Genomic DNA, 26,533 nt, shown 5'->3' with positions numbered 1-26,533 from the left:
CGTAAAAAACTTGTGTGGGCCGGCGTGGATCGTATCGTCTAGTACACGGGGCCGCGCGTGAGGGATGCGGCCGGAAGGGGAAAATTGATGGGCATCGCGTCACGGGGAGTCGCGATCATCGGCTTGGCCATCATGCTGTTAGCAATAGCGCAGCCTGCGGTCGCGCGTGAACGCAGCGCAGCGCGGCCCGACATCGCCGCGGCGCGGTTTGGTGTGATCAATGGCCGAACCCCGCGTCTCGGGCCGAAGCTGGTGCGCCGGGGTGGCTATCTCGCGATTACCGATATGGTCCGCCCGCGCTTCGTCGGCGGGATGATCGACATCTATCCCTCGACCAAAACCGGCTTCCGTCTGTCGGTCGGCGACCGCTATTTCGCGAAGGTCAATTTCTGGCGCGATGCCGAGCAGGCGACGCATGGCCTGTTGCTCGATTCGGCCGCGCGGGGCGGCGTCGGCGCACAGCAGCGCATCTATCGACGCCGGACGCCGGCTGCGGTGGTAGGTTATGATACCGAACTCGCACCGAATCTGGTCGTCGGATTGGAAGGCGGTACGCTGTTCGGTCGCGCGATCAGCCGTGGTCCGCGGATCCGCATGTCGAGCGGCGGTGACCGCGCCGTCAACCGCGCGGGGCTGAACCCGATCGCGACCTTCGCCGTCCGCCTGGCGTTCTAGCTAACGGTTCAGCCCGATCCCGAATATCGGCTGGGTCTGCGCGCCCGAATCGAAACCGGCGATCAGCGGTCGAGCCTTGGCGATCGCGGTCTGGACCTGCGGCAGCTTGAGCGAAGCGTCGTGGCTCTCCTTGCTGTCCCACGCTTCGGTGATCCAGATCGCGTCGGGATCGGCCAAGTCCTTGGCAACGATATAGCTGAGACACCCGGGCATCGCCCCCGAACTCTCGAGCAGGATGTCGAGCAGCGTGTCGCGTTTCCCCGCGATCGCCTTCATCCGGCCGACCATGCCGAACATGTGATTTTCCTCCACGGCAAACGCCCCTTTCGGCCACGCCATCATCGCGGCGGTGCCGCCCAGCATCATGCGTCGGTCGATGGCCATGGGGAGTTTGATAGCTTCGTTTTCAATTCTCGTCATGCCGGACTTGATCCGGCATCCCGCTTCATCGCCTCACTGGAAAAGCGGGACCCGGGATCAAGTCCGGGGTGACGAAGAAAAGACTGAGGAACGTTACCGATAGTTGAAGCTGATGCTGATCCGGTCCTGTTTCGCCGCATTGGGCATGACTTCGTGCCGCAACCAGCTTTCCCACAGGAACACGCTGCCGGCGTCCGGCTCGACATAGACGAACGTGTCCGGGCGCGACGGCGCGGCCATCATCAGCGGCAAGCGCGGGTCTTCGAGCCGCAGCGCGCCCGACCCCGGCGGCACCGCGACATAGACGGTGCCCGACACGATGCTGTGCGGGTGGATGTGCCCCGAATGCGTGCCGCCGGGTTTCAGGACGTTGACCCACAGGCTGTCGAGCTTGAGCTTCTTGCCGAGCTCGAACCCTGCCGCCTTCGCGAACGTCGCGACATGCTTGTCGAGCAACCGCACCAGGTCGGCGAAGCGCGGGTCGCGCAACGGCAGATCGTCCAAGGATGCGTAGGAGGTGTAGCCGCGATAGCCATGCTCCTTCGACCAGAACTGCCCGGCCTTGTCCTGGGCGGCGACATCCCGGCACGCATCGGCCAGTTCATCGACCAGCGCCGCATCGCCGAGCGGCGCGTCGTAGAAGTGCGTCGGGAACAGTGTGCGCGTCACTTCCCGTCTCCCATCCTGAGCGCCAGGTCGTTCATGAAGCGCACGTCGTCGCCCCTGGCGAGCCAGTCGGCCTCCGCGGCGATCGCGCCGAGCAAGTCGCTCAGCGGCTCGATCTCAGCCTTCGCGTAATTGCCCAGCACATGGCCGGTAACGCGGTCCTTGTGCCCCGGATGCCCGATCCCGATCCGCACGCGACGGAAACCGTCGCCCAGATGCTGGATGGTCGAGCGGATGCCGTTATGCCCCGCGGCCCCGCCACCGCGCTTCACCTTGACCTTGAACGGCTCCAGGTCGAGTTCGTCGTAGAAGACGGTCACGTCCTGCGGCTCCAGCTTGTAGAAGCGCATCGCCTCGCCGATCGACCGGCCGCTTTCGTTCATGAAGGTCGCGGGCTTGAGCAGGATGATCTTCTCAGCCCCGATGCGGCCCTCTTGCGTCCAGCCCTGAAACTGCTTCTTCACCGCGCCGAAATCATGCACCTCGGCGATCGCGTCCACGGCCATGAAGCCGACATTGTGGCGATGCATCGCATATTGCGCGCCGGGATTACCCAGGCCGACCCAGAGTTGCATTGTTCGCCCCTACCGGGGTTTCCGCCGACGCGGAAGCGGCACCGGTGCCGCCGTCGCCGAGAGGCGACCAAACAAGAAGGGCGCGCGATCCAGCCGATCGCGCGCCCCTCGTTCGTTCGTTCCCGAACGCGAAGCCGGTGTTACTCGGCGTCGCCCTCGGCGGCAGCGGTCTCGCCTTCGGCAGGTGCCGCGGCTTCAGCAGGGGCCGCAGCGGTCTCGTTATCGCCTTCGGTCGACTTGAGCGCCGACGGGGCGACGATCGTCGCGATGGTGAAGTCGCGGTCGTCGATCGCCGACGTCGCGCCCTTGGGCAGCTTGACCTGCGAGATGTGGATCGAATCGCCGACCTCGAGGCCCTTGAGCGAAATCTCGATCTCGCCGGGGATGTTCGCGGCGTCGACGACCAGCTCGAGTTCGTGGCGAACGATGTTCAGCACGCCGCCGATCTTGATGCCGTGCGACTCCTCCTCGTCGGTGAACACCACCGGCACATTGACGTGCACGGTCGCGTGCTCGCTGATGCGCAGGAAGTCGACGTGGAGCGGACGGTCGGTGACGACGTCGAACGCGACGTCCTTGGGGAGGGTGCGGACGGGCTTGCCGCCCACGTCGATCATGACGACCGTGTTCATGAAATGCCCGGTGCCCAGCGCGCGGACCAGTGCCTTCTCTTCCAGATGGATCGAGACGGGGTCCTGCTTCATGCCATAGATGACGGCGGGCACGCGGCCGTTGCGGCGCAGATCACGCGAGGCTCCCTTGCCTCCACGGTCGCGCGTCTCGGCGGCGAGCGTCAATTGGTCGCTCATGATATTCTCCGAAATACGTTGGTTCAGTGGACTTCCGCGTCACGCCTCCAGGGATGACCACGTCGCGGAAGCGCGCGCCTGTAGTGGAAAGGGGGCGGGGAGGCAAGGGTGGGCAGTGCCCGAAGCAGTCCGTTACAGTGCAGTCCTAGACTCGACTGGTCCGGGTCTTTCCCGCAACATGGTTAATAACGGGGAGAAGAGACGATGCGATTCGTAGCGACCGCGGCGTCGGCCGCAATGTTCCTTGCCGCTCCTGCGGGCGCGGTAACGATCGTGCAGACCGACAATGATATGACCCAGCACGGGATGGCGAAGTTCGATGTGACGCTCGGCGTGCTCAATTCAGTCACGTTGAAGATCAAGGTCAACAAGTCGAACTACAACCAGTTATACAGCACGACCGCTGCGACGGGAAACTATGCAGTGAGCTGGACGTCGAACGGGCTGTGGACTCTCAGCAATGCAGCCACGGGCAATCTCTCCATCGCGTTGACAGGATCGGGTAGCACGACGGTCAATGTCGTCCGGGCGACGAACTTCGTTTATGGCTATTTCTCGATCTACGATGTAATCGGGAGTCAGACATTCGACCTGAACCCGGCCAACTTCAACGGTGTCGGATACATCCTGCTGGATGGTAAATACCTGGGCGCGCATCTGGTGGATGCGAGCGATACGACGTTCGTCCTGCCACCCGATTTTGCGGTGCGCCGCGTCAACGGCGGGTGCGGTGGTGGTGGCACCCCTGGGGATGATCTGTGCGGCACCGCCAGCTATACCCTTACCTACGACTACACGCCGTGGGCGGCATTCGGCGTTCCGGAACCAGCGACCTGGGCGATGATGCTACTCGGCTTCGGCGCGATGGGGGCGGCGATGCGACGGCGGCCGGCGAAGGTGAGTTTCGCCTGACCTTTATTGCGTCCGCTCCACCTTCAGTCCCTTCGCCGCGAGCAGGTCCGGGATCGAGTCCTTCCCCGCCAGATGCCCGGCACCGACCGCGACGAGGACCTCGCCCTTCTGCGCCATCCGCGCGGCTATCCAGTCGGCCCAGCGGCGGTTGGCGGCGGTGACGAGGAAGGCGCGGAGTTCCTTCGACGGGCCGGCCTTGTCGATCGCGGCCAAGTCGCCGCTCGCCCACGCCTCGTACGTCGTATCATAGTCAGCGCCGTCGAGCGTCTCGTCGAGCATCCGCGACTGCAGCTGCGGCGGCAGCATGTCGAGCGCGCGGAGCTGGTCGCCGGGCTTCTCGAGCGCCACGCGTTGCCGCCCGCGAAACGCCTTCCACAATTGCGCATCGATGCCGTTCTTCGCGGTCGCGCGGCTGTCGAGCGCGTCGCCGGTCGCCAGTATCACCGCCGCCGCCCAGTCCTTATAGCCGTCGAACGCGTCGCCCGGCTGGCCGGTTCGTTCGATCGCGCGCGCCAGTGCGTCCTGCCGGTCGGCTGCGACGCGCTTGGCGAGCGGAAGGAGACCCGGGGCCTTGCCGATCGCGTCGAAATCGCCCGGCGCGGTCGGATCGGTTTCGAGCGCCAGTTCGTCCGCGCCCATCGCGCGATCGACTGCGTCGCTCCGCCAGTCGATCCGCGGCGGCAACAGGTGGATCGACCCCATCAGCCAGATCGTCGTGTCGCCGTCGCGCACCACCCACATCGGTGGCTTGGCTGGCTCGCGCGCAAGCGGACACGCGGTCAGCATGCCCGCCAGCGCCGCCAGCAGCAGGGCGCGGAGCAGCGTCAATAGGGCATGCGTGTCGCAGTGAGCTTGAGCGCCTTCAACTGCTCGATCACGCTCCGCTGCCCGGCCAGATGCCCGGCGCCGACCGCGATAAATACCGTCCCCGGCTTCGCCATCCGCGCCTTGATCCACTGTGCCCAGCGCGCGTTGCGGTCGTAGAGCAGGGTCTTGGCCAGTTCCGGTGTGTCCTTGACCCCGTCGTTCATCAGCTCGCCGAGCGTAGCTGGGTCACCGCGCGACCAGGCGCCAACCATCTTGTCCATCGTCTCGCCGGTCTTGGGCAAGTCCTTCAGCGTCGATTCGAGGAACGCGACCTGCGTCGGTTCGGACAGGCCGGCGAGATAGCCGATCTGCTGGTCGGGCGTCTCCAGACCGGTGATCGGCTTCTTGCTCGATGTGGCGGCGGCGGTCAGCACGCTTTCGGGGCCACTCGCGGCGTCGTAGCCGAGCTTCATCAGCGGGATCAGCGACAGGTTGGTCGCGACCAGCCAGGGCTGCGCGCGGTCGAACAGCGCCGACGGAAGACCGAGATCGGCCAGCGCCTTCAGATAGATCGGCCGGTCCTCCGCGGGCAGGCGTTCGGGCAGCGTCGGGCCGGAGGCGGTGAACCCCTTCGTCATCACCAGCGCCTGCATCGCGGCGGGATCGGGCTGGACCATTTCCAGCACCAGTTCGTCGGACGAATCGAACGCCTTCTTCACCGCCTCGTCGAACCACGACAGGCCGGGCTTAAGCAGGTGGACCGTGCCGAACAGGTAGATCGTCGTGTCCCTGTCCTTGACCACCCACAGAGCAGGATCGGCATCGGCCGTGGCGGCGGGCGAAGGCTGGGGGGCGGGCGACGTAGGCGCGGGCGCGGCCGTCTGGGCATAGGCGGCGCCAGCGGCGATCAGCCCGAGCGCGAGAAGCAGTTTGCGGAGCATAATACGCAGCATGGCGGTCCTTGAACGAGTGCGCGAACGCCGCGCGTGTCCCACAATAGGTAGTACGGGAACGATGACCAAGACCTGAAGCGGCATTGACCCTACGCCCCCCCTGCGCCAGAGGCTTCCCGCACCGCACCATGACCCAGCCGCTTTCCTTCCAGCGCATGATCCTGACGCTCCATCAATATTGGAGCGAGCGCGGCTGTCTGATCCTGCAACCCTATGACATGCGGATGGGGGCGGGGACGTTCCACACCGCGACGACGCTCCGTGCGCTTGGGCCCGACCCGTGGAACGCCGCGTTCGTGCAGCCGTGCCGCCGCCCGACCGACGGCCGTTATGGCGAGAACCCCAACCGGTTGCAGCATTACTATCAGTATCAGGTAATCCTGAAGCCCAGCCCGCCCGACCTGCAGGAGCTTTATCTCGGCAGCCTCGCGGCGATCGGAATCGATACCGCCAAGCACGACATCCGCTTCGTCGAGGACGATTGGGAATCCCCGACGCTCGGCGCCTGGGGGCTTGGCTGGGAAGTGTGGTGCGACGGGATGGAGGTGACGCAGTTCACCTATTTCCAGCAGATGGGCGGGTTCGACTGCAAGCCGGTGTCGGGTGAACTGACCTACGGCCTCGAACGCCTCGCGCTGTATCTGCAGAACAAGGACAGCATCTACGACCTCGCGTTCAACGACGCGCAAGGGAACACGCCAGCCTTCACCTATGGCGACGTCTTTCTCGAAAACGAGAAGGAAATGTCCAAGTGGAACTTCGAGGTCGCCGACACCGACACGCTGTTCGACCTGTTCAAGAAGGCGGCGGCCGAGTGCGAGAATTGCCTCAACCATCAGCTCCCGATCCCCGCTTATGAACAAGCGATCGAGGCAAGTCACATCTTCAACCTCTTGAACGCCCGAGGCGTGATTTCGGTCGCCGAGCGCCAGGCGTACATCGGCCGCGTCCGCGATCTCGCGAAGGGCGCGTGCGCGGCGTGGATGGACAAGAACGGGTGGGCGGCGTGACCGACTTCCTGCTCGAACTGCGCTCCGAGGAAATCCCGGCGCGGATGCAGGACAAGGCGCGCGACGACCTCGCGCGGCTGTTCGCGGCCGAGCTGGAGAAGGCGGGCCTCAAGACCGATGCGATCGTGACCTTCGCGACGCCGCGCCGGCTCGCGCTGATCGCGCGCGACTTGCCCGCCGAGACTGCGGCGGTGTCGGAGGAAGTGAAGGGCCCGCGCGTCGGCGCCCCGCCGCAGGCGCTCGAAGGCTTCCTGCGCAAGACCGGCCTCGCCGAAAGCGACCTGATCGAACGTGACGGCGTGCTGTTCGCCGTCATCGACAAGCCCGGCCGCCACACCTCCGACGTGCTGGCCGAGGCGATCCCGGCGATCGTTCGCGCCTTTCCCTGGCCCAAGTCGATGCGCTGGGGCGAAGCGTCGTTGTCGACCGAAAGCCTGCGCTGGGTCCGCCCGCTGCACGGCATCGTCGCGCTGCTCGGCGAGGACGTCGTGCCGTGCGAGATCGCGGGCGTTCAGTCCGGCGCGGCCACCGTCGGCCACCGCTTCCACCATCCCGGCGTCATCACGATCGGCTCGGCGGCGGACTATGCCGAGAAGCTCCACGCCTGCCACGTCATCGTCGATCAGGACGAGCGCCGCGCGATCATCCGCGAGCGTGCAACGGCGCTGGCGGCGGAAGCGGGCTTAGAGCTGATCGCGGACGAAGGGCTGGTCGCGGAGAATGCCGGGCTGACCGAATGGCCGGTGCCGCTGCTCGGCCGCTTCGACGCGGATTTCCTCCAGGTCCCGCCGGAGGTGATCCAGCTCACCGCGCGCGTGAACCAGAAATATTTCGTGTGTCGCGACGGGGCGGGCAAGCTCGCCAACGCCTTCGTCTGCACCGCCAATATCGCCGCGACCGACGGCGGCGCCGCGATCGTCGAGGGCAACCGCAAGGTACTCGCCGCCCGGCTGAGCGACGCGCGCTTCTTCTACGAGACCGACCTGAAGGTGCCGCTCGCGGAGCAGGCGAAGAAGCTCGAGAAGATCGTCTTCCACGAGAAACTGGGCACCGTCGCCGACAAGGTCGAGCGCGTCGCGAAGCTCGCCGAATGGCTGGCGACCGAACGCATCGTGCCGAACTGCGACCCCAAGCTGGCGCGCAGGACAGCAGAATTGGCCAAGGCCGACCTCGTTACCGGCATGGTCGGCGAGTTCCCCGAGCTGCAGGGCCTGATGGGCGGCTATTACGCCGCCGCGCAGGGCGAGGACGAAGCGGTCGCCGACGCAATCCGCGATCAGTACAAGCCGGTCGGGCAGGGCGACGACGTCCCCACCGCGCCGGTGACGGTGGCGGTGTCGCTGGCGGATAAGCTGGATACGTTGATGTGCTTCTTCGCCATCGACGAGAAGCCGACTGGCTCCAAGGACCCGTTCGCACTGCGACGCGCAGCGTTGAGTGTTATCCGGCTCATTCTAGAAAATGATCTTCGTTTTAGTATCGATGATACTTTGGAAACGATGACCGACATTATCGGGATGGGGTGGCCCGAAGAAAGCCGACATGGCGATCGCTATGAGCGCGCTCGTCGTCTCGATGCCCTCCTACTCAACCAGATTGCGACGGGCGACGCAGGCCTTCATTGGTTCATAATCGATCGTTTCAAAGTGCAGCAGCGTGATAACGGATTGCGGCATGATGTGATTGACGCCGCTTTCCAAACTAGCGGTGACGACTTGGTGTCGTTGTGCAATAGATCGCGCGCCTTACAGTCCTTCATCACTACCGAGGACGGTGCGAACCTGCTCGCCGGCTACAAGCGTGCGGCGAATATCCTGAAGAAGGAAGGCGTTACGGACGCCGAGGCGAAACCACTTTCCTACACGCCCGAAAATGCAGAGGCTGACCTGATCGCCGCGCTCGACGCTGCCGAGCCTGCCGCCGCCAACGCGGTCGCAGCCGAGGATTTCGAGGCGGCGATGGCGGCGCTCGCGACGCTCCGTGCGCCGATCGACGCGTTCTTTGACAATGTGACGGTGAACGACAGTGACCCCGCGAAACGCGCGGCGCGGCTGGCTTTGCTCGCGCGGGTACGCGACGCGGTCCATAACGTGGCCGACTTTTCGAAGATCGAGGGCTGACGCGCTAGTGTAAATCCAGTGTAAACTTACCATCGCCTCCCCAGCGAAATCAGATACTTAGAGGAACGGCATGACTCAGTACGTCTATCGCTTCGGCGGCGGAGTTTCGGACGGCGGCAAGGGCGACAAGAACCTGCTCGGCGGCAAGGGCGCGAACCTCGCGGAGATGGCCTCGATCGGCCTGCCGGTGCCCCCGGGCTTCACGATCGGCACCCCAATGTGCGCGGTCTATTATGACGAGGGCGGCAATTTCCCCGACAGCCTGAAGGCCGAGGTCGCCAACGGCATCGCGCATATCGAGGCGGTGACGGGCAAGAAATTCGGCGACGCCGCCGATCCGCTGCTGGTGTCGGTGCGCTCGGGCGCGCGCGCGTCGATGCCGGGGATGATGGACACCGTCCTCAACCTGGGACTCAACGACGAGACGGTGTTGGGGCTTGCCACCACCAGCGGCGACGAGCGTTTCGCCTGGGACAGCTATCGCCGCTTCATCCAGATGTATTCGGACGTCGTGCTGGAACTGGATCACGGTGCGTTCGAGGAAGCGTTGGAGATCGCTAAGGAAGGCAAGGGCTATTTCCTCGACACCGACATGACCGCAGCCGACTGGAAGGCGCTGGTCGCCGAATACAAGAAGCTGGTCGAGCAACAGTGGGACAAGCCCTTCCCGCAGGACGTCCACGATCAGCTGTGGGGCGCGGTCGGCGCGGTGTTCGGGTCGTGGCAGTCGGAGCGCGCGAAAGTCTATCGCCGGCTCAACGACATCCCGGCGTCATGGGGCACCGCGGTCAACGTCCAGGCGATGGTGTTCGGCAACATGGGCGACACCAGTGCCACCGGCGTGGCGTTCACGCGCGATCCGTCGAAGGGCGACAATGCCTATTACGGCGAGTTCCTGATCAATGCGCAGGGCGAGGATGTCGTCGCGGGCATCCGCACGCCGCAGTACCTGACCCTGGCCGCGCGCGAGGCGGCGAACGCCAGGCCGCTGTCGATGGAAGAGGCGCTGCCGGAGGTCTACACCGAGCTGGCCGGCGTGTTCGACACGCTCGAGAAGCATTACCGCGACATGCAGGACATCGAGTTCACCGTCGAACGCGGCAAGCTCTGGATGCTCCAGACGCGGTCGGGCAAGCGCACCGCCAAGGCCGCGCTGAAGATCGCGGTCGACATGGCGGAGGAAGGCCTGATCACGCGCGAGGAAGCGATCCTGCGGGTCGAGCCGGGCGCGCTCGACCAGTTGCTCCACCCCACGCTCGATCCCAAGGCGGCGCGCGACGTGCTGACGCGTGGCCTGCCGGCGTCGCCGGGTGCTGCGAGCGGGAAGGTCGTGTTCGACGCCGACACCGCGGAAAAGCGCGCGGCGGCGGGCGACGCGGTGATCCTGGTCCGCACCGAAACGTCGCCGGAGGACATCCACGGGATGCATGCGGCGCGCGGCATCCTGACCGCGCGCGGCGGGATGACGAGCCATGCGGCGGTCGTCGCGCGCGGCATGGGCCGGCCCTGCGTGTCGGGCGCGGGCTCGCTGTCGATCGACGCCAAGGCGAAGGTGCTGCGCTGCGCCGGCCGTGAGGTCAACGAGGGCGACATCATCACCATCGACGGCGCGTCGGGCGAAGTCATGATCGGCGAAGTGCCGACGGTGCAGCCCGAACTGGCGGGCGACTTCGGCACGTTGATGGGCTGGGCCGACGAAGTCCGGAAACTCAAGGTCCGCGCCAACGCCGAAACCCCGCTCGACGCCAGGACCGCGCGCGAATTCGGCGCGGAGGGCATCGGGCTGTGCCGCACCGAGCATATGTTCTTCGACGCCGCGCGGATCACCGCGGTGCGCCAGATGATCCTGGCCGAGGACGAGAAGGGCCGCCGCGCCGCGCTCGACAAATTGCTCCCCGAACAGCGCAGCGACTTTGTCGAACTGTTCGAGGTGATGGCCGGTCTGCCCGTCACCATTCGCCTGCTCGACCCCCCGCTGCACGAATTCCTGCCGCACGAGGAAGAGGAATTCGCCGAGGTCGCGGCGGCCGCCGGGGTCGAGGTCGAGTACCTCAAGCGCCGCGCGGCCGAGCTCCACGAGTTCAACCCGATGCTCGGCCATCGCGGATGTCGCCTGGGCGTGACCTACCCCGAAATCTACGAAATGCAGGCGCGTGCGATCTTCGAGGCGGCGGTCAGCCTGGCCGAGGCGCCGGTGCCGGAAATCATGATCCCGCTGGTCGCAACGCGGCGCGAACTCGAGCTGATGAAGGCGGTCGTCGACCAGGCGGCGGAGGCTGTGTTCGCGGAAACCGGCAAGCGTGTCGATTACCTCGTCGGCACGATGATCGAACTGCCGCGTGCCGCATTGAAGGCGGGCGAGATCGCCGAGGTCGGCGAGTTCTTCTCGTTCGGTACCAATGACCTGACGCAAACCGCGCTCGGCGTGAGCCGCGACGACGCAGCGCGCTTCCTGCAGATCTATGTGGAAAAGGGCATTTACGCGAAGGACCCGTTCGTCAGCCTCGACGTCGACGGCGTTGGGGAGTTGATTCAGATCGCCGCGGAGCGTGGGCGGGAAACGCGCCCCGGCATCAAGCTCGGCATTTGCGGCGAGCATGGCGGCGATCCGGCGTCGATCGCGTTCTGTGCGCAGGTCGGGCTGGATTACGTGTCGGCGTCGCCCTACCGCGTGCCGATCGCACGGCTCGCGGCGGCGCAGGCCGCGCTGACCAAGGCTTGACGGAGTCGCGTCGCCGCGACACTCCTGACGCCATGAGGCGGTGGCTCGCGATCGTTGGCATCCTGTCGCTCGGCGCGTGTAGCGGGCTGGGCCAGGACGGGCCGTCGCAGGAAGAGATGTCCGACGCACTCGCCCGCCGCGGCGAGAAGGTGCAGTCGACCGAACGCATCGCGTGCAAGGCGGCGCCGTCGCTTCCAGGCTATATCTGCGATTTCAAGACGACGGTCTGCTCGGCCTTTACCAAGAAGTGCGACAAATCGCAGCAGCGCACCGGCCGCTTCGTCCAGGTCAGCGGTAGCTGGATGTTCATGGGGGACGTCAACGATCCGGGTCGCGGCACCATCCCGCCACCCGAGCCGACGCCAAGCGAACCGGTGGTCGTGACCGATCTGGGCGAGACCGACACGAACATGGTCGCGCCGACCCCGACGGCCAGCCCGAGCGCCACACCGACTCCGAAGGCGTCCCCCACGGCCAAACCGTCGCCGACTCCATCGCCGAGCGCGACGCCGAGTCCGAAACCCACGGCCAGCCCGACGGCCAAGCCCGTCCCGACCCCTGCCGGGGTTAACAACGTATGGCTCAGCGGCCGTTGGGGTGCGGCGGATGGCGATTGCGCCGCGCGGCGCGCGGTCAAGTTCGGTGGTGGCGGCGGCTTCTACGGCAAGCGCGGGATCGGCCGCTGGAGCCTCAAGGGTAAGACCGTGACCGTGACCGGCACCTATTCGGACGACGACAAGCCGTTCGAACAAAAGCTCAGCGTCGAACGCACCGGCGACGACGCGATGACGATGGAAGGCAAGCGCTACCACCGCTGCCCGAACTGAGGAGGGGGAGTATGAAACCCTGGGCGAGATACCTGATCTGCGCGGTGGCCGGGCTGGCGCTCGGTGCGGGGGCGGCAGTGCAGCGGGTGCGGACCGGCGCGCTCGGCGCGAGCACCGCGATCGGGCCGTGGACGACGGGCAAGGATTTCGGGACCGCAGGTGCGAGCGCCTTCACCCGCGCGGTCGTGTCGTTGCGCGGCATCCTCGCGCTGCCTGCGCACGAGGCCCGCTATTATAACGCTGCCGTCGATAGCGCGGGCGAACCACTCGACGGCAAGTGCCGCTATCGCGTGACGGGGAAGGCGTTGCCGAGCAAATGGTGGAGCCTGACGCTCTACGACCATCCCGGCTATCTCGTCTCCAACCAGGCCAATGTCTTCTCAATCGCCAGCGCGCATGTTCCCAATCCGGCGAACTGGTCGGTGGTCGTTGCGCCGTCCGAACAGGCCGGGCTGTGGCTGCCGACCGGGCGGATCGACCGGTTCGAATTGACGCTTCGCACCTATCTGCCCGACGATGGCGGGGTCGGGAACCTGACTCGCGACCAATTGCCCTCGATCGTCAAGGAGGGCTGCTGATGCGCCGCTGGACCTTACCTTTGCTGCTCGGGCTGATCCTGAGCATCGTCGGCTATACCGTCATGATGGTCGAATTTCCCCGCGTGCTGATGGGATTCGCGACGCAGCGGATCAGCAAGGCGAGCGGCTATAACACTCTCTTCGCCACGCCGATGGCGACCGACAAGGCGCGGGCGATCGTGCGGCCCAGCCCCGACCTCGCTTATTCGTCGTGTCCCTTCGACGTGTCGAACGGCCCGGTCCTGGTCGATGTGCAGCCGGTCCCCGCGCCGTATTGGTCGCTATCGGTGTTCGACGGGCGCACGGATGTGGCGTTCGTGCGGAACAATATCGACGCGAACGGCCAGCCGATCCGCGTGGCGATCGCGCTGGCGGGCCAGCCGGTGCCCGACGGGATGCAGGCGGTACGGGTAAAGGACGCGACCGGCATCGCGTTGATCCGCATCCTGGTCCAGGATCGCGCTCAATTCCCCGCGATCGACGCCGTGCGGAAGAAATCAAGCTGCAAGCCGCTGAGCTGAGTCGGGGTCAGGCCGGGCGCTCTGCCTTCAACCGCGCATTCTCGTTTTCCAGGTCGCGGACATAGGCGTCGCGGTTGGTGGTCAGCGCCTCTCGCTCACGCCATTTGGCGTCGGTCTCGGTGCGATAGGTGGCGTGCGCGTCACGTTCCGATTCATAGAGGCGGCGCCATTTCGCTCCCTTCGGCGCGATCAACAGACCGAGCACCAGTCCCAGGAGCAGGACGAGGCCGAGAACGGCATATTGAGTGACGTCGGTGAACAGCATCGGGCGCGCCTTTTTCCGGTTCGTTATGCCGGAGAAACGACGCGCCCTTCGCTTGCGTTCCCTGGCCGAATTACATCGGCGACTTGAAAGCGTCCGAGATGCTGCACGACGCCGGACCAAGAATGACGATGAATAGCACCGGCAGGATAAAAAGGATCAGCGGGATCGTCATGATCGCGGGCAAGCGCGCGGCCTTTTCCTCGGCGCGCATCATGCGCTCGTTGCGGAATTCGGCCGACAGCACGCGCAGCGCCGAGGCGAGCGGCGTACCGTATTTCTCGGTCTGGATCATCGTCGTGACGACGCCTTTGACCGCGTCCAGATCCACGCGCGTCGCCAGATTCTCGAACGCCTGGCGGCGATCCGACAGGAAGCCCAGTTCGATCGCGGTCAGCGCGAATTCGTCGCCCAGTTCGGGATAGGCCTTGCCCAGTTCCTTCGATACGCGGTGGAACGCGACGTCGACGGTCAGGCCGGCTTCGGCGCAGATCACCAGCAGGTCCAGCGCGTCCGGCAGACCCTTGCGGATCGCGTGGCTGCGCTTGGTGATCTTGTTCTTCAGGTAGATGTCCGGGCCCTTATAGGCCAGGATGAAGGTGCCAGCGACGAGGCCGTAGGCCTTCAGCGGCGACCAGCCCGCGAACATGTCGGTGCCGTAGACGAGATACAGCATCGGCCCGCCCAGCACGATCGGCAGGACGAGACGGCCGAAGATGACCGCGACGGCATATTCCTTCTTGCGGATACCCGCCTGGAGCAACTTGGTCTGGGCAACCTTGAGCTGGCTGTCCTGCAGGACCTTGAGGCTCGACAGGAATGAGCGGATCCGGTCGGTCGTGTCGTTCTGGCGGACCAGCTTCGCGCGGCGCTTGCTGGTCGATGCCGTGATGCCGGCCTTTAACTGTTCGCGGCGATCGTTGAGCGCCTTGACGCGCTTCGCCATCGGATCGCGCGACGTCATAACCGCGTAGATCGCGAGCAGCACTGCGAACGCGGCGACGGCGGCCAGCATGGTGCCGACCCAGACGACGTCGATGCCAAGCAAGGTGGGGTTGTGCGGTTCCATCATCAAATCTCGAAATTGACCATCTTGGCCATGATGAAGGCGCCAAGACCCATCCAGATCAGTCCGCCGACGCCGGCGATGATCAGCCGCTGATCGACGAAGAAATTGCCCATATATTGCGGGCTGATCCACATGATCAGGCCGAACACGATGAACGGCAGCGAGCCGACGATATAGGCCGACGCCTTCGATTCGGACGACATCGCCTTGATCTTCAGCTTCATCTGGCTGCGCTGGCGCAGCACGGTGGCGAGGTTCGCCAGCGTTTCAGCCAGGTTGCCGCCGGTCTCGCGCTGTATTGCGATCGAGATGACGAAGAATTGGAATTCGGGCGTGCCGAGCCGGTCGGCCGTATCCTGCAGCGCGGCGTCCATCGTCCGACCGATCTTCATCTTGTCGCTGACGGCACGAAACTCCTCGCCGACCGGACCGGGCACTTCCGCGCCGACCACGCCCATCGTCTCCGAGATCGGCAGACCAGAGCGCAGGCCGCGTACGAGCAATTCTATCGCGTCAGGAAATTTGGCGTTAAACTTGGCGACGCGCTTCTTGATGTAGAAGCCGACAATGAAGTGCGGCAGGCCCGCTCCGACCACAACGGCAATGAGTAACGCCACGATCAAGGGCGCGCCGCGGATCGCCAGCAGGCCGCCGACTAGCACCATCAGCGCGACCGTCGCCATGCCGTACTGGCCGACCGTCCAGGTTTTGCCGGTCATCGCGAGCCGTTTTTTGAGCAGCGCCGGACGCGGCAGCAGCCGCGCCATCGCATTGTCCATGTTGCTATCGCGCTTGCCGGTGATGCGGCGCATCTGCGCGGCCATCGCGGCTTCGCTGGCCGCGCCACTGTGACGTTCCTTGAGCGACGTCAGACGGCGCGTCTGCGCCTTCTCCGCGTTGGGACCCGCGAAGGCGAAGACCAGCATGAGCAGCATGATGCCCGCTCCTGCTACGACCGAAATCAGCGGCACCAACGGCATCGCTCAGCGCTCCACATTACTAGCAGCCACCCGAACCCGGGCGGCCGCGATCAATTCGACTTCGCCGCCTTCTTGCTGGGCATCAACGACTTGAGGTCGGCGAACTTGCCCATAATCGACTGCGCCTTGCCGCCATCCTTCTTGCCCGACGCCTTGACCGGAGCTTCGACGTTGTCGCCGATCGCCATCAGGCGCGTCGCCAGGTCGGTGAGCGGCGCGACGGTCTTGGAGCCCTTGCCGGCTTCGGCCATCGGCTTGCCCAGCTTGGCCGCCTGCGCCGCCAGCTTCTGGTCGTAGGGAACCACGAAATCGACCTTGCGCTCGATCGAGCCTTCGAAATCCTTGCGGCTGATCTCCAGCGTGCCCTGCGGTACGCGATTGGCGACGACCAGCACTTGCGTCTGCGGCGCGTTAGACTTGAGCCACGACAGGATGCGGATCGTGTCGCGCGCCGCCGCCAGCGTCAGCTCGGTCACGATGACCGCGGTCTGGATATCGGTGATCAGGTGCGGATGCTGGACCAGCATCGCGCGCGGCAGATCGACGACGGTGCATTCGAACGCCGCCCGCATCTCTTCCTGAAGCTGGTAGAAAGCGGATCCGTCGGTCAGCATCGGCGAGTTGATCGGCGCTTCCGCGGATAGGACCGCCAGCTTTTCGCTGGCCTTGACCATCGCGCGTTCGATGAACAGCCCGTCAATGCGGCTCGGATTCTCGATCGCGTCGGTCAGGCCGCGGCCCGGTTCGAGGTCCAGCGACAGCGCGCCGGTGCCGAAATGGACGTCGAGGTCGAGCAACGCCGTCGTCCGGCCGCCTTTCTCGCTCATCAGCCACGACACAGATGCAGCGACAGTCGATGCACCGGCGCCGCCACGCGTGCCGATGATCGCCGTCGCGCAATGCGGACGGTCGGCTGCGCCATCGGTAAGCTTCGGCGCGTTCAGGATTGCCTGAGCGCTGCCGAAGGCTTCGCGCAGCATGTCCGCGGACAGCGGCTTCAGGAGATAATCCTGGATGCCGCTGGCGGTCAGGTCGCGGTACAGGCGGACGTCGTTGACTTGGCCCGCCGCGATCACGACGGTGCCGGGCTCGCAGACTTCGGCCAGTGCGTTGATGTCGTTGAGCGGGTCGCCGCTTTCCGACAGATCGACGAACAGCACCTGCGGGCTCGCAGAGACCGACAGCGACTGGACCGCATTGCGCAAGCCACCCTTGTTCACCTTGTCGGCCGACCAGCCCATTTCGCTGGCGATCGGACGCAGCGCCTCGGCGGTAGTCTCGTCGCAGACATAGGCGACGAACGGTTCGCGGTGCGCGACGCCGGCGGGTTTCCACGGAGCGTTCATGTTACTTGGTCCCTCCACCCGTCGATTCGGTCTTGATCGCGGTGCCGCCGGCGCCGGTCGGCGTGGCCTTGCGATAGGTGTCGATCGCACGGCCCGACGTTTTCGCATCGAACGTCTCGGTACCCGGCTGGCCGCGGACCAGATCGAGCGGGTCGGCGACCATCGCGGCGAGGTTGGCCTGGTTGGCGCAACCGAAGTTCGATGTCGTACTGCCTTCGAACTCGTCGGAGCCGGTGCGCGTGAAATCGGGGCAGCCCGGAACCTTGGCGGCGGTGCGGCTGACGACGACGCGCGCCATGCCGGCGCCGAGGGGTGCCGGGGTGATCGGCGCGCGGCTGTCGAGCAGGATGCCGTAGCGCGAGGCGATCGCGGCGACCTGGCTATACGCGCCGGAATTGTTGGGATCGTCCACCGCGACATGATCGCCGTAACGAAGCTTCATCGACGCCAGCCAACCCGCGACGCGGTCGGCTTCGCCCGCAGCGAGGCCTGACGGCGTCGTCTGAACGTCGAACACATAGTCGGTGCGGCTGACTACCGGTTGATAGACGGTGTCGACGCCGCGATTGAGCGTGCCGCAGCCCCCCAGCATCAGCGCGGGGGCGGAAAGTGCGGCGAACAGGATCTTGCGCATGGTGGGTGTCCCTCGCTGGCGTCGTTTACTGGCTGAATCCGGGCGCCGGCGTGCCGGCATCCTTCTTCGATTTCTTGGGCAACACGGCCTTTTCGTCGCGTTTGGCGTCTGGAGCCGGGCTGCTGGGGGCGAGGGGGACAGGCGCGTTGGCGCCGACCGCCAGGCCACCCGCATTGGGCGTCGCCATGGTCGGCTTGGCCCGATCGCCGCCGGTAGCACCGCCGCCGAGCTTGCCCATGAACACGCGGCCCAGGTCCGTCGGCGCCTGATAACCGTCGGTCGGCAGGACGATCTCGTTCGCGTTCACCGGCTTCACCAGATAGGGCGTGACGACGATGATCAACTCGGTCTCGTTACGCTTCCAGCCCGTCGAGCGGAACAGCGCGCCAAGGATGGGTACATTGCCCAGACCAGGCGTCTTTTCGATCTGATTGTTGGTCGAATTGGAAATCAGGCCGCCGATCACCATCGACTGGCCAGAGCCGAGCTCGACCGTGGTCTCGGCGCGGCGCGTGGTCAGCGCGGCGACGAGATTGCCGGCAACCGTGATGGCGCCCGCCGAGGAGAGTTCCGACACTTCCGGGCGAACGCGGAGCGAAATCCGGCCGTCTGACAGAACCGTCGGCGTGTAGGCAAGGCTAACGCCATATTGCTTGTATTCGATCGACACCGCGCCCAGGCCTTGGCTGACAGGGACCGGTATTTCGCCGCCCGCCAGGAACGATGCGGTCTCACCCGACAGCGCCGACAGGTTGGGCTGTGCAAGCGTTACGACCTGGCCGTTGGTTTCGCCGAGGTCGAGTGCGCCCAGGACGTCAAGGCCGAAGATCTTGCCAAGCCCACCCAACGTGGTGCGTTCGGTACCCGGCGTGATTGCGGTGCCCGGAATCTTGCCCGTGCACGAACCGTCAGCCAGGATCGGCGGAATACACTTCGCGGCGGTCGAGCCGATTCCCAGTGGGCCGCCCAGCGCATTGAACTGCTGCGTGATGGTTCGGCCGCTGCCGATCCCGAACTGGAAGCCGCCAGTGCCGTCCAACGTCGTCAGGTTCGCGCCGATGTTCTTGGCGAAGCTCTTGGTCACCTCGGCGATCTTGACTTGCAGGTTGACCTGCAGCGGCGTCGCGGTGCGGATGCGGCTGATCACCTTGACCTTGTCGCCGACGAACGCCTGGACCAGGCTTTCCGCTTCCTGTGCATCCTGCGGGCTCATCACCGTGCCGGTCACCAGCACGACGCCGTTCAGCGTGTAGCTCGACAGCTGGGCCTCAGGCATCGCCAGCTTCAGCATCTGGTTGATCGAGCCGAAATTGTTGCCGACGCGGACAGTCGCGGCGAACACCACCTGTCCGGTCTTCGTCGTGGCGGACACGGTCGTCTCGCCCGGATTCTTCCCGAACACGTAGATCTGGGTCGGCGAGCGGACCTGAATATCGGCGATCGTGTCGTTCGCGACGAAGACATCACTGATCGGACGCGCCAGCGTGACCAGCCGACCCTGATTGGTGTCGACTTCGACCACACGGCTGGAGGCCGATTGAGCGGGCGCGGCGGCCGGCGTCGCAGCGCCGGTGGCGGCGAGCGCCAGCGCGGCGGCCATCGGCCAGCCCGCGCGGTTGAGACGGTTCAGCATCACTTCTTCCCCCCGACCGGAATTTCGGTCACGTTGTTCCCGCGGGCGATACGCACCGTGGGTCCCATATTCATGCCGCCAGGATAGCCACCGCTGCCGCCGCTCCCGGCGCCGCCGCGCGGGCCGTACGGCGAGTCGACCTTGCCCGGCACCGTGCGGCGCTGGAAACGCGACACGTCTGCGCCGGTGGCGAAGGTTGTCTTGCCCGCCACGGGCTGGCTCGCAGCGCTATCCAGGAAAGCCTGCTCGGATTTCGGATCCTTGCCGTTCGGCACCTTCACGCTGCCATCGGCGATCGCCGCGTCCAGTTCGCTTGCGCTGTCGGCCAGCGGGCGAAGCACGACGGACAAGTCGCCCAGGGTGCGCGCCACCGAAATCTTTTCCGCGATCGACGGCGTCGCCTCGATCGTCACCATCGAGATGTTCTTGACCACGGTCTTGCCCTGATCGTCGACATCGGTGGTGGTGCGCTGGTCGGTCGCCAGCACGCGCAGGTTCTTCATGATCGTCTCGGCGACGCTGAGCGGCGGGCCATCGCCCCCGCCAGCCACCTTCTGGGTCAGCATCAGGTCGATGCGGTCACCCGGGAACACGAAGCCTGCGACCGAATTCTTGTTTTCGACCGGAAAGGTCACGGCGCGCATGCCCGGCGTCAGCGCCGCGGCCAGGAAACCGCGATCGCCCGGCTTGACCAGCGACCCCTGGGTCAGCGGCTGGCCGGCGGTGATCACCGTGCGCACGACCGTGCCCTGGAGCGACTTGATGTCGAAGCCGTCCTTCTTCACGAAATACGCGCCACCGACCATCTGGCTCGGCCAGGGCTGGAACTTGAAGCTCGTCGCGTCCAGGATCGTGCCGACCGGCAACGTCTTCGTCGCCACCAGCACTTCGGTGCCGGTGACTGGCGGAGCCGCCATTTGCGCCTGCGCTTGCGGCGCGCTCGATCCGGCGATCAGGCTGCGCGCCATAAACGCCGTAATGGCCGCCACAACCAGCGCACCCACCAGCAAAATGATCTTCCGACTATCCATGTCGTTCAAGCCCCGTTGCCGGCCGATCGGCCGGTTGACCCACCACTAATCTACGTAAACTGGTTAAATATCGGTTCACTCAGCGCGATCATCGACGCCATGGCGATCGCGACGCCGTAGGGCGTCTCGACGGCGCCAGGCGCTTGGCGGCGCCAATGGTCGACCACCATGATCAGCGTCAGCACGCCGCCGATGACCGACATGACCAGCAGCATGAAGAACACGCCCTGCAGCGGCAGCCACAGCGCGAGCGCACCGATCATCTTGACGTCGCCACCGCCCATCCAGCCGAAGTGGAATGCGCCGACGAACAGCGCGAATACGATCAGTGCGATGCCGATCTGCCACGCTACGTCGACCAGGCCGTAGCCGTTGGCGACCCACCAGACCGGCGCCATCAGGGCGATGGCCGCGTTCTTCCAGTTGGCGATTTCGCGCCGGCGCGCATCCTCTATTCCGGCCGACAGCAGGATCAGGACGAGCGCTCCCGCGAGCGCATAAGACAGAATTCCCCAGCCCATCGGACCATAGACCTAGACGGGATGGCTTTCTAAAAAGTAACCAGCGGCCATGGTGGCTTCAGAAAACCAGCGCCGCGCCTACCCGGACGGCAGCACGATCTCGACTTGGACCGCGCCCGACGGCTGGACCTTGCGGCGATTTGATTGGCCGTCGTCGGCGGCGACTCCGCGCGGATCGATCCTGTTCCAGCCGGGACGCGGCGATCTGTTCGAGAAGTATCTGGAGACATTCCATCACTGGCACGCCCAGGGTTGGTCGATCGCTTCGTTCGACTGGCGGGGGCAGGGTAAGTCTGGCCGGCTCTCCGACGACCCCAATGTCGGCGATATCGATACCTTCGAAACCTATCTCGCCGACTTCGCCGCGTTCTGGAAGGATTGGGCGACGACCGCGCCGGGGCCGCATGTCATCGTCGCGCATTCGATGGGTGGGCATCTGATCGGCCGCGCGCTCGATGAAGGGATCGCCTCACCGGCCGCCGCCGTTCTGGTCGCGCCGATGATGGGCGTCCACGCGCCGATCAGCGCGGGGTTCGGTGAATGGCTCGCGAACACGATGATGCGGCTCGGCAACCCGCAGCGCCGCGCATGGAAGGGCAACGAGCGCCCCGCGACGATGGCGAGTCGCCAGACCCTGTTGACGCACGACGACGATCGCTACGCCGACGAGCCGTTCTGGTGGGATAAGGACCCCGGTTTGCGACTCGGTCCGCCGAGCTGGCGCTGGGTGGCGCGCGCGTTCGATTCGACGCGGACGTTGCGCGGTAGCCCGCGGCTGAAGAACATGAAGGTCCCGGTGCTGATGCTGGTCGCCGACGCCGATCAACTGGTCCGGCCGCAGGACACGCTGAGCGTGGCCGCCGCCATGCCCGATTGCCACGTGATACGCTTCGGCCCAGAATCGGCGCATGAAATCCTGCGCGAAGTCGATGCGGTGCGCGACCGCGCGATCAGCGCGATCGACACCTTCCTGTCGGAGCGGGCAGCCCAATGAGCTACGACATCGCCATCGTCGGCGCCGGGATTGCCGGCGCCTCGCTCGCCGCGGAGGTCGCGTCGCATGCCAGCGTGCTGATCCTCGAGGCTGAGGATGTTGCGGGCTATCACGCGACGGGCCGCTCCGCCGCGTTCTGGGAAGAAACGTACGGCGGGCCGGGCGTCCAGCCGCTGACCGCGGCGTCGCGCGGGCTGTTCGACGCCGGCGGATTCCTCCAGCCGCTCGGGTCGCTGCATATCGGGCGCGAAGATGAGCGCGACAAGATCGAGGGGATGCTCGCGCAATTCGCGGGCACCGGCGTCGACCTGTCGCAGGTCGATCCGCGCGAGCGCATTGCCGGGCTGCGGCCCGAATGGAACCTGGCGGTCTGGGAGCCGAGCTGCGCGTATATCGATGTTGCGGGGCTGCATGCAGCCGCTCTGTCGCGGGCCAAGAAGGCGGGCGCGGAACTGGTGCTCGATGCCGCGCTGACGGGCGCGACTCGGACTGATGGTGTCTGGCGGCTGGATACCAAGGCGGGTTCGTACCAGGCGAAGATACTGGTCAACGCCGCCGGCGCCTGGGTCGATCAGGTCGCGGTGATGGCCGGCGTCGCACCGATCGGGATCAGCCCGTTCCGCCGCACGCTTGTCCAGCTTCGTGTCGATCCGCCGGTCCCCGACGACGCGCCGCACGTCGCGCACATCGGTGGCGATTTCTACTTCAAGCCCGAATCGGGCGGACGGCTGTGGCTCAGCCCGCACGACGAAATCCCCAGCGATCCCGGTGACGTCCAGCCCGAGGAACTCGACGTCGCGATCGCGATCGATCGGCTCGAGCACGTTGTCGAATGGCGGGTTGAACGCGTCGAGCGAAGCTGGGCGGGGCTGCGCAGCTTCGCGCCGGATCGCCTGCCGGTCTATGGCTTCGACAATGGCGTGCCGGACTTCTTCTGGTGTGCGGGGCAGGGCGGGTTCGGCATCCAGACCGCACCAGCAGCGTCGCTAGTCGCCGCATCCTTGCTGCTCGCCGCGACGCCCGATCCGCTGGTCGCGCAAATCGACCGGGACCGCTATTCCGCGGCCCGGTTTCGCTAGCGTATCGATCGCCACGCCGTTAATTTGAATGAGTCAACAAACCGGAGAGGTCAGATGGCTCACACGTTCGAGATCTACAAGGACAAGGCCGGCGAGTTTCGCGTCCGCTTCAAGTATAACGGCGAAGTGATGTTCGCGACCGAAGGTTATGCGTCGAAGTCGAGTGCCCAGAACGCGATCGATTCGATCAAGAAGAACGGCCCGGACGCCGAAGTCGTCGACAACAGCTAAGGCCCGCGGGCCGCGTCCGCCGCGTTGCTTGCCAGCCGGTCGGCCCGCTCATTGTCGGGATGGCCGGCATGGCCCTTCACCCAGACCCATTCGACGCGATGCGGCGCGGCGGCGTCGATCAGAGCTTGCCACAGTTCGGCATTCTTGACCGGCTTCTTGTCGGCGGTGCGCCAGCCGTTTCGTCGCCAACCGTGAATCCACTTGGTCAGCCCTTCCATGACGTAGCGGCTGTCGGTCGACAGCGTGACGCGGCACGGCCGCTTGAGCGCGTTCAGGCCCTCTATGGCGGCGCGCAATTCCATGCGGTTGTTGGTAGTCAGCGGCTCCCCGCCCGACATTTCCTTCTCGCGCCCGCCGTGGCGGATCACCACGCCCCAGCCGCCCGGGCCGGGATTGCCCTTGCAAGCACCATCGGTGGCGATTTCGACGTGGGAGAGTTCGGTCATGCGAACAGGCCGGGATTGGCTTCATAGAATTCAAGCCGGCGCAGATAGGCCAGCGGGTCCTTGCGCGTGACCAGAGCGTCCGCGGGGGTATGCAGCCAGTCCCATGCGCGTGTCAGCAGGAAACGGAGCGACGCAGCGCGGGCCATCTGGGGCATCGTCGCGCGCTCGGCGGGCGATAACGGTCTGACGCTTTCATATCCCTCGATCAACGCACGGCCGACGGCCGTGTCATAATGGCTGCCGGTTGCGTCGAACGCCCAGGCCGAATGCGTGACGGCGAGATCCCAGCTCAGATGACCGGTCGCAGCGAAATAGAAATCGATTAGCCCGGTCACCTCGTCGCCGATCATCAACACGTTGTCGGGGAACAGGTCGCCGTGCACCACGCCACGCGGCACATCCCAGTCGATCGTGTCGTAGACGTTGCTCAGCGCGGTCGTGACACGGTCGAACAGCTCAGGCTGAATCGCATCGAAATCGAATCCGTCGCGCGACACGAACGCCAGCAGTCCGCCGGGTCCGAGCGGATTGTCGCGCTCGTCGGCAAAATCGGCGAGGTCGAGGTGCATGCGCGCCTGCGCTGCGCCCGCCGCACGCGCCTGGGCCGGACTGGGGTGCGACAGCGATACGCCGCTCAGAAATTCGATCAGGCAGGCCGGGCGGCCTTCGAGCGTCTGGATCGCGATGCCGTTGCGGTCGGGAAGCATGCGTGGCACCCGGTTGCCCTTAGCCGCGAGGTGATCGAGCAAAGCGACAAAGAAGGGAAGATCCTCCTCGTCGACTCGCTTCTCGTACAGCGTCAGGATGAAGCGGCCCTCGGTCGTATCGACCAGATAGTTCGAATTCTCGACGCCCTCGGCAATGCCTTTTGCCGACACCAATTCGCCGAAGTCGTAGCGCGTCAGGAATTCCCCCAGCGCTTCGGCCGATACGTGCGTGTAGACCGCCAAGGGTCAGGCAGCCTCTTCCAGTCCCCGGGGAAGCTTGAACGCGATGCTTTCGCGCGTCGTTTCCTCTTCGCGTTCTGTGACGTCGAACCGCTCGGCGAGCCGATCGACCAGTTCCCGCACCAGCATTTCCGGCGCGGACGCGCCCGCCGTGATCCCCAGCGTGCCGACGCTATCGAGAAACGCCCAGTCGAGATCGGCGGCGCGCTGGATCAACTGCGCGCGAATGCCTTGGCGCTCAGCGACCTCGACCAATCGCAGCGAGTTGGACGAATTGGGCGCGCCGATCACCAGCACGGCGTCGCACGAGGCTGCGATCGCCTTTACCGCTGCCTGGCGGTTGGAGGTCGCGTAGCAGATGTCTTCGCCGCGGGGCGCCTGGATCGTGGGGAATTTGGCTTGCAGCGCGGCCACGACCGCCGCCGTATCGTCGACCGACAACGTGGTTTGTGTCAGGAACGAAAGGTTGTCCGGGTCGACCGGCACGAACGCTGCGACATCGGTGACGGTTTCGATCAGCGTCATCGATCCTTCGGGCACCTGGCCGAATGTGCCGATTACCTCGGGATGACCGGCATGGCCGATGAACACGATGTGCTTGCCCGCGGCGACCAGCCGTTCGGCCTGACGATGGACCTTGCTGACCAAAGGACAAGTCGCGTCGAGATAGGACAGGTCGCGCTCGGCGGCCTTGGCCGGCACGGCCTTGGGCACGCCGTGCGCGCTGAACACCACCGGCACGCCGTCGGGCACCTGATCGAGTTCCTCGACGAAGATGGCGCCCTGCGCCTTCAGCGTATCGACGACGAACTTGTTGTGGACGATTTCGTGCCGGACATAGACCGGCGCGCCGTATCTCTCGATCGCCAGTTCGACGATGCGGATCGCGCGGTCGACCCCGGCGCAAAAGCCGCGCGGCGCCGCGATCAGCAAAGCGAGGGGCGGTTTGGGGGCAGAGGCCATCGCCGCGCCTCTACGCGATTGCTTGCGTGAGGCAAAGGTGCTTCCTATGGATGCGCCCCGGCTCCCCGCGTATCGAAAAGGTTCTTCCGCCCGTGTCACCCCGCATCTTCGCCGCCCCGCTCGCCCTTGCGCTGGTGCTGGGCGGTTGCGCCAGCAAGGGCGATCTCGACATTTCCGAAGCGGGCGCGGGCGTCACCGCGGTGCGCACCGCCTGCCCGACCGTCGGCGTTCCCGCCGGGACCGGCGACGTGACCCTGTTCGACCCGGCGACGAGCCGCGACGCGACTGCGATCGATGTGGTTGCGGTGATGACCGACGTGCGTTCGACCTGTGGCGACAACGGACCAGACGTCATCACCGACGTGACGTTCCAGGTGCTCGCGCGCCGCGCCAAGGCCGACGGGCCGCGCGACGTGACGTTGCCTTATTTCATCACCGTCGTGCAGGGCGGCAGTGCGGTGGTCGCCAAGCGTGTCGGTCGCGTGGTGGTGCATTTCGATGCTGGACAGACGCGTGCGAGCGTCAACGGCTCGGCGCGCGCCAGCGTCGTCCGCGCCGCCGCCACGCTGTCCGACGACGTCAAGCGGCGCATCACTCAGCGTCGCAAGGCGGGCGGCGAGGCGGCGGCGGTCGACCCGCTGACCGCGCCCGACGTCCGTGCCGCCGTGTTGCGCGCGTCGTTTGAGGCGCTGGTCGGCTTCCAGCTCACTGACGAGCAGCTTAAATATAACGCGACGCGATAGTTCGTGTCGCGGCGTCGGCCCGCTCCCCCACCCCGGCCGCCCATAGAATATCCTGATTG

29 protein-coding genes are annotated in these 26,533 nt (G+C 65.7%); 12 read left to right on the top strand and 17 right to left on the bottom strand.

The features are described 5' to 3' along the window. Positions 1-87 precede the first annotated feature (87 nt). The gene (locus J0J06_RS08260) at positions 88-675 is read left to right on the top strand and encodes a hypothetical protein (protein WP_294040968.1); all 588 of its coding nucleotides are present in this window, start codon (positions 88-90) and stop codon (positions 673-675) included. On the opposite strand, the gene J0J06_RS08255 is transcribed toward J0J06_RS08260, so the two are convergent. The 4 genes from J0J06_RS08255 to J0J06_RS08240 form a co-directional block, all read right to left on the bottom strand. Further along, entirely contained in the window at positions 676-1,059 is a 384-nt protein-coding gene (locus J0J06_RS08255; RefSeq protein ID WP_294040966.1) for a putative quinol monooxygenase, read from the bottom strand. A gap of 129 nt (positions 1,060-1,188) precedes the next feature. Next, entirely contained in the window at positions 1,189-1,764 is a 576-nt protein-coding gene (locus tag J0J06_RS08250; protein WP_294040964.1) for a TIGR02466 family protein, read from the bottom strand. Further along, positions 1,761-2,336 carry an aminoacyl-tRNA hydrolase gene (gene pth / locus J0J06_RS08245; protein ID WP_294040962.1) on the bottom strand — a complete coding sequence of 192 codons (576 nt, stop codon included), beginning with the start codon at positions 2,334-2,336 and terminating at the stop codon, positions 1,761-1,763. The genes J0J06_RS08250 and pth overlap by 4 nt, the downstream gene beginning before the upstream one ends. Before the next feature lie 140 nt (positions 2,337-2,476). Next, on the bottom strand, positions 2,477-3,145 hold the full coding sequence (locus J0J06_RS08240; protein ID WP_294040961.1) for a 50S ribosomal protein L25/general stress protein Ctc: 669 nt from the start codon (positions 3,143-3,145) through the stop codon (positions 2,477-2,479). A 204-nt stretch (positions 3,146-3,349) separates the two neighbouring features. Between J0J06_RS08240 and J0J06_RS08235 the strand changes: the two genes are divergently transcribed. Then, positions 3,350-4,057 carry a PEPxxWA-CTERM sorting domain-containing protein gene (locus J0J06_RS08235; protein ID WP_294040959.1) on the top strand — a complete coding sequence of 236 codons (708 nt, stop codon included), beginning with the start codon at positions 3,350-3,352 and terminating at the stop codon, positions 4,055-4,057. Positions 4,058-4,060: 3 nt separating this feature from the next. Here the strand turns inward: J0J06_RS08235 and J0J06_RS08230 are convergent, their stop codons facing one another. Both J0J06_RS08230 and J0J06_RS08225 read right to left on the bottom strand, forming a co-directional pair. Further along, on the bottom strand, positions 4,061-4,885 hold the full coding sequence (locus tag J0J06_RS08230) for a TraB/GumN family protein (protein ID WP_294040957.1): 825 nt from the start codon (positions 4,883-4,885) through the stop codon (positions 4,061-4,063). Beyond that, positions 4,882-5,817, bottom strand: a complete 936-nt coding sequence (locus J0J06_RS08225; RefSeq protein WP_294040955.1) for a TraB/GumN family protein — start codon at positions 5,815-5,817, stop codon at positions 4,882-4,884. Before J0J06_RS08225 ends, J0J06_RS08230 begins: the two co-directional genes overlap by 4 nt. A 128-nt stretch (positions 5,818-5,945) precedes the next feature. Here J0J06_RS08225 and J0J06_RS08220 point away from each other — a divergent pair, with 128 nt between their 5' ends. The 6 genes from J0J06_RS08220 to J0J06_RS08195 all read left to right on the top strand — a co-directional run bounded on the left by J0J06_RS08220 (position 5,946) and on the right by J0J06_RS08195 (position 13,595). Then, a complete protein-coding gene (locus J0J06_RS08220; RefSeq protein ID WP_294040953.1) occupies positions 5,946-6,827 on the top strand; it encodes a glycine--tRNA ligase subunit alpha in 882 nt (293 codons plus the stop codon). Continuing rightward, positions 6,824-8,947, top strand: a complete 2,124-nt coding sequence (gene glyS, locus J0J06_RS08215) for a glycine--tRNA ligase subunit beta (RefSeq protein WP_294040951.1) — start codon at positions 6,824-6,826, stop codon at positions 8,945-8,947. Before J0J06_RS08220 ends, glyS begins: the two co-directional genes overlap by 4 nt. A 70-nt stretch (positions 8,948-9,017) precedes the next feature. Further along, the gene (gene ppdK, locus J0J06_RS08210) at positions 9,018-11,669 is read left to right on the top strand and encodes a pyruvate, phosphate dikinase (protein ID WP_294040949.1); all 2,652 of its coding nucleotides are present in this window, start codon (positions 9,018-9,020) and stop codon (positions 11,667-11,669) included. Between the two features lie 32 nt (positions 11,670-11,701). Beyond that, positions 11,702-12,496, top strand: a complete 795-nt coding sequence (locus J0J06_RS08205) for a hypothetical protein (protein ID WP_294040947.1) — start codon at positions 11,702-11,704, stop codon at positions 12,494-12,496. A gap of 11 nt (positions 12,497-12,507) precedes the next feature. Then, entirely contained in the window at positions 12,508-13,074 is a 567-nt protein-coding gene (locus J0J06_RS08200; RefSeq protein WP_294040945.1) for a DUF1214 domain-containing protein, read from the top strand. Further along, positions 13,074-13,595, top strand: coding sequence for a DUF1254 domain-containing protein (locus J0J06_RS08195; RefSeq protein WP_294040943.1), 522 nt, complete (start codon positions 13,074-13,076; stop codon positions 13,593-13,595). Before J0J06_RS08200 ends, J0J06_RS08195 begins: the two co-directional genes overlap by 1 nt. Positions 13,596-13,602: 7 nt before the next feature. Here the strand turns inward: J0J06_RS08195 and J0J06_RS08190 are convergent, their stop codons facing one another. From J0J06_RS08190 to J0J06_RS08155, 8 genes are all read right to left on the bottom strand, one after another. Then, positions 13,603-13,860 (bottom strand): hypothetical protein, encoded by a 258-nt coding sequence (locus tag J0J06_RS08190; protein WP_294040941.1) that lies wholly within the window; start codon positions 13,858-13,860, stop codon positions 13,603-13,605. A 70-nt stretch (positions 13,861-13,930) separates the two neighbouring features. Then, positions 13,931-14,926, bottom strand: a complete 996-nt coding sequence (locus tag J0J06_RS08185; protein ID WP_294042428.1) for a type II secretion system F family protein — start codon at positions 14,924-14,926, stop codon at positions 13,931-13,933. Between the two features lie 2 nt (positions 14,927-14,928). Next, on the bottom strand, positions 14,929-15,906 hold the full coding sequence (locus J0J06_RS08180) for a type II secretion system F family protein (protein WP_294040940.1): 978 nt from the start codon (positions 15,904-15,906) through the stop codon (positions 14,929-14,931). A 50-nt stretch (positions 15,907-15,956) separates the two neighbouring features. Then, positions 15,957-17,252, bottom strand: coding sequence for a pilus assembly protein CpaE (locus tag J0J06_RS08175; RefSeq protein WP_294040938.1), 1,296 nt, complete (start codon positions 17,250-17,252; stop codon positions 15,957-15,959). A 1-nt stretch (position 17,253) separates the two neighbouring features. Further along, positions 17,254-17,886, bottom strand: a complete 633-nt coding sequence (locus J0J06_RS08170) for a CpaD family pilus assembly protein (RefSeq protein WP_294040936.1) — start codon at positions 17,884-17,886, stop codon at positions 17,254-17,256. 25 nt (positions 17,887-17,911) lie between these two features. Next, positions 17,912-19,519, bottom strand: coding sequence for a type II and III secretion system protein family protein (locus tag J0J06_RS08165; protein ID WP_294040934.1), 1,608 nt, complete (start codon positions 19,517-19,519; stop codon positions 17,912-17,914). Further along, positions 19,519-20,550 (bottom strand): Flp pilus assembly protein CpaB, encoded by a 1,032-nt coding sequence (gene cpaB, locus J0J06_RS08160; RefSeq protein WP_294040932.1) that lies wholly within the window; start codon positions 20,548-20,550, stop codon positions 19,519-19,521. The genes J0J06_RS08165 and cpaB overlap by 1 nt, the downstream gene beginning before the upstream one ends. A 50-nt stretch (positions 20,551-20,600) precedes the next feature. After that, positions 20,601-21,071, bottom strand: coding sequence for a prepilin peptidase (locus J0J06_RS08155; protein WP_294040930.1), 471 nt, complete (start codon positions 21,069-21,071; stop codon positions 20,601-20,603). 49 nt (positions 21,072-21,120) lie between these two features. Here J0J06_RS08155 and J0J06_RS08150 point away from each other — a divergent pair, with 49 nt between their 5' ends. Genes J0J06_RS08150 through J0J06_RS08140 form a run of 3 tightly spaced genes read left to right on the top strand, consistent with a single transcriptional unit; the run spans position 21,121 to position 23,375 of the window. Further along, positions 21,121-22,065 carry an alpha/beta hydrolase gene (locus J0J06_RS08150; RefSeq protein ID WP_294040929.1) on the top strand — a complete coding sequence of 315 codons (945 nt, stop codon included), beginning with the start codon at positions 21,121-21,123 and terminating at the stop codon, positions 22,063-22,065. Further along, positions 22,062-23,144, top strand: coding sequence for an FAD-dependent oxidoreductase (locus tag J0J06_RS08145; protein ID WP_294040927.1), 1,083 nt, complete (start codon positions 22,062-22,064; stop codon positions 23,142-23,144). The genes J0J06_RS08150 and J0J06_RS08145 overlap by 4 nt, the downstream gene beginning before the upstream one ends. 54 nt (positions 23,145-23,198) lie before the next feature. Next, positions 23,199-23,375 (top strand): YegP family protein, encoded by a 177-nt coding sequence (locus J0J06_RS08140; protein ID WP_294040925.1) that lies wholly within the window; start codon positions 23,199-23,201, stop codon positions 23,373-23,375. Here J0J06_RS08140 and rnhA read toward each other — a convergent pair. Genes rnhA through ispH form a run of 3 tightly spaced genes read right to left on the bottom strand, consistent with a single transcriptional unit; the run spans position 23,372 to position 25,731 of the window. Next, positions 23,372-23,821, bottom strand: a complete 450-nt coding sequence (gene rnhA / locus J0J06_RS08135) for a ribonuclease HI (RefSeq protein WP_294040923.1) — start codon at positions 23,819-23,821, stop codon at positions 23,372-23,374. The genes J0J06_RS08140 and rnhA overlap by 4 nt on opposite strands. Then, positions 23,818-24,771, bottom strand: a complete 954-nt coding sequence (thrB, locus tag J0J06_RS08130; protein WP_294040921.1) for a homoserine kinase — start codon at positions 24,769-24,771, stop codon at positions 23,818-23,820. Before thrB ends, rnhA begins: the two co-directional genes overlap by 4 nt. Before the next feature lie 3 nt (positions 24,772-24,774). After that, a complete protein-coding gene (gene ispH, locus J0J06_RS08125; RefSeq protein WP_294040919.1) occupies positions 24,775-25,731 on the bottom strand; it encodes a 4-hydroxy-3-methylbut-2-enyl diphosphate reductase in 957 nt (318 codons plus the stop codon). A 92-nt stretch (positions 25,732-25,823) separates the two neighbouring features. On the opposite strand from ispH, the gene J0J06_RS08120 reads away from it, so the two are divergent. Continuing rightward, positions 25,824-26,474, top strand: a complete 651-nt coding sequence (locus J0J06_RS08120) for a hypothetical protein (protein ID WP_294040917.1) — start codon at positions 25,824-25,826, stop codon at positions 26,472-26,474. Positions 26,475-26,533: the final 59 nt, after the last annotated feature.

Origin of the sequence: Sphingomonas sp. (genome assembly GCF_017304615.1) — a bacterium.
Taxonomy (GTDB): Bacteria; Pseudomonadota; Alphaproteobacteria; order Sphingomonadales; family Sphingomonadaceae; genus Sphingomonas.
This window is presented reverse-complemented; position numbering and strand designations above follow the sequence as displayed.

Excerpts from the sequence above, each read along its gene's own strand:
- J0J06_RS08165 (WP_294040934.1), bottom strand. The coding sequence starts at position 19,519 with ATGCTGAACCGTCTCAACCGCGCGGGCTGGCCGATGGCCGCCGCGCTG.
- ppdK (WP_294040949.1), top strand. The coding sequence starts at position 9,018 with ATGACTCAGTACGTCTATCGCTTCGGCGGCGGAGTTTCGGACGGCGGC.
- pth (WP_294040962.1), bottom strand. The coding sequence starts at position 2,336 with ATGCAACTCTGGGTCGGCCTGGGTAATCCCGGCGCGCAATATGCGATG.
- ispH (WP_294040919.1), bottom strand. The coding sequence starts at position 25,731 with ATGGCCTCTGCCCCCAAACCGCCCCTCGCTTTGCTGATCGCGGCGCCG.
- J0J06_RS08195 (WP_294040943.1), top strand. The coding sequence starts at position 13,074 with ATGCGCCGCTGGACCTTACCTTTGCTGCTCGGGCTGATCCTGAGCATC.
- J0J06_RS08155 (WP_294040930.1), bottom strand. The coding sequence starts at position 21,071 with ATGGGCTGGGGAATTCTGTCTTATGCGCTCGCGGGAGCGCTCGTCCTG.
- J0J06_RS08145 (WP_294040927.1), top strand. The coding sequence starts at position 22,062 with ATGAGCTACGACATCGCCATCGTCGGCGCCGGGATTGCCGGCGCCTCG.
- rnhA (WP_294040923.1), bottom strand. The coding sequence starts at position 23,821 with ATGACCGAACTCTCCCACGTCGAAATCGCCACCGATGGTGCTTGCAAG.
- J0J06_RS08200 (WP_294040945.1), top strand. The coding sequence starts at position 12,508 with ATGAAACCCTGGGCGAGATACCTGATCTGCGCGGTGGCCGGGCTGGCG.
- cpaB (WP_294040932.1), bottom strand. The coding sequence starts at position 20,550 with ATGGATAGTCGGAAGATCATTTTGCTGGTGGGTGCGCTGGTTGTGGCG.
- J0J06_RS08225 (WP_294040955.1), bottom strand. The coding sequence starts at position 5,817 with ATGCTGCGTATTATGCTCCGCAAACTGCTTCTCGCGCTCGGGCTGATC.
- J0J06_RS08140 (WP_294040925.1), top strand. The coding sequence starts at position 23,199 with ATGGCTCACACGTTCGAGATCTACAAGGACAAGGCCGGCGAGTTTCGC.
- J0J06_RS08170 (WP_294040936.1), bottom strand. The coding sequence starts at position 17,886 with ATGCGCAAGATCCTGTTCGCCGCACTTTCCGCCCCCGCGCTGATGCTG.
- J0J06_RS08180 (WP_294040940.1), bottom strand. The coding sequence starts at position 15,906 with ATGCCGTTGGTGCCGCTGATTTCGGTCGTAGCAGGAGCGGGCATCATG.
- J0J06_RS08190 (WP_294040941.1), bottom strand. The coding sequence starts at position 13,860 with ATGCTGTTCACCGACGTCACTCAATATGCCGTTCTCGGCCTCGTCCTG.
- J0J06_RS08175 (WP_294040938.1), bottom strand. The coding sequence starts at position 17,252 with ATGAACGCTCCGTGGAAACCCGCCGGCGTCGCGCACCGCGAACCGTTC.
- J0J06_RS08260 (WP_294040968.1), top strand. The coding sequence starts at position 88 with ATGGGCATCGCGTCACGGGGAGTCGCGATCATCGGCTTGGCCATCATG.
- J0J06_RS08235 (WP_294040959.1), top strand. The coding sequence starts at position 3,350 with ATGCGATTCGTAGCGACCGCGGCGTCGGCCGCAATGTTCCTTGCCGCT.
- J0J06_RS08220 (WP_294040953.1), top strand. The coding sequence starts at position 5,946 with ATGACCCAGCCGCTTTCCTTCCAGCGCATGATCCTGACGCTCCATCAA.
- J0J06_RS08205 (WP_294040947.1), top strand. The coding sequence starts at position 11,702 with ATGAGGCGGTGGCTCGCGATCGTTGGCATCCTGTCGCTCGGCGCGTGT.
- J0J06_RS08185 (WP_294042428.1), bottom strand. The coding sequence starts at position 14,926 with ATGGAACCGCACAACCCCACCTTGCTTGGCATCGACGTCGTCTGGGTC.
- J0J06_RS08255 (WP_294040966.1), bottom strand. The coding sequence starts at position 1,059 with ATGGCCATCGACCGACGCATGATGCTGGGCGGCACCGCCGCGATGATG.
- J0J06_RS08150 (WP_294040929.1), top strand. The coding sequence starts at position 21,121 with ATGGTGGCTTCAGAAAACCAGCGCCGCGCCTACCCGGACGGCAGCACG.
- J0J06_RS08240 (WP_294040961.1), bottom strand. The coding sequence starts at position 3,145 with ATGAGCGACCAATTGACGCTCGCCGCCGAGACGCGCGACCGTGGAGGC.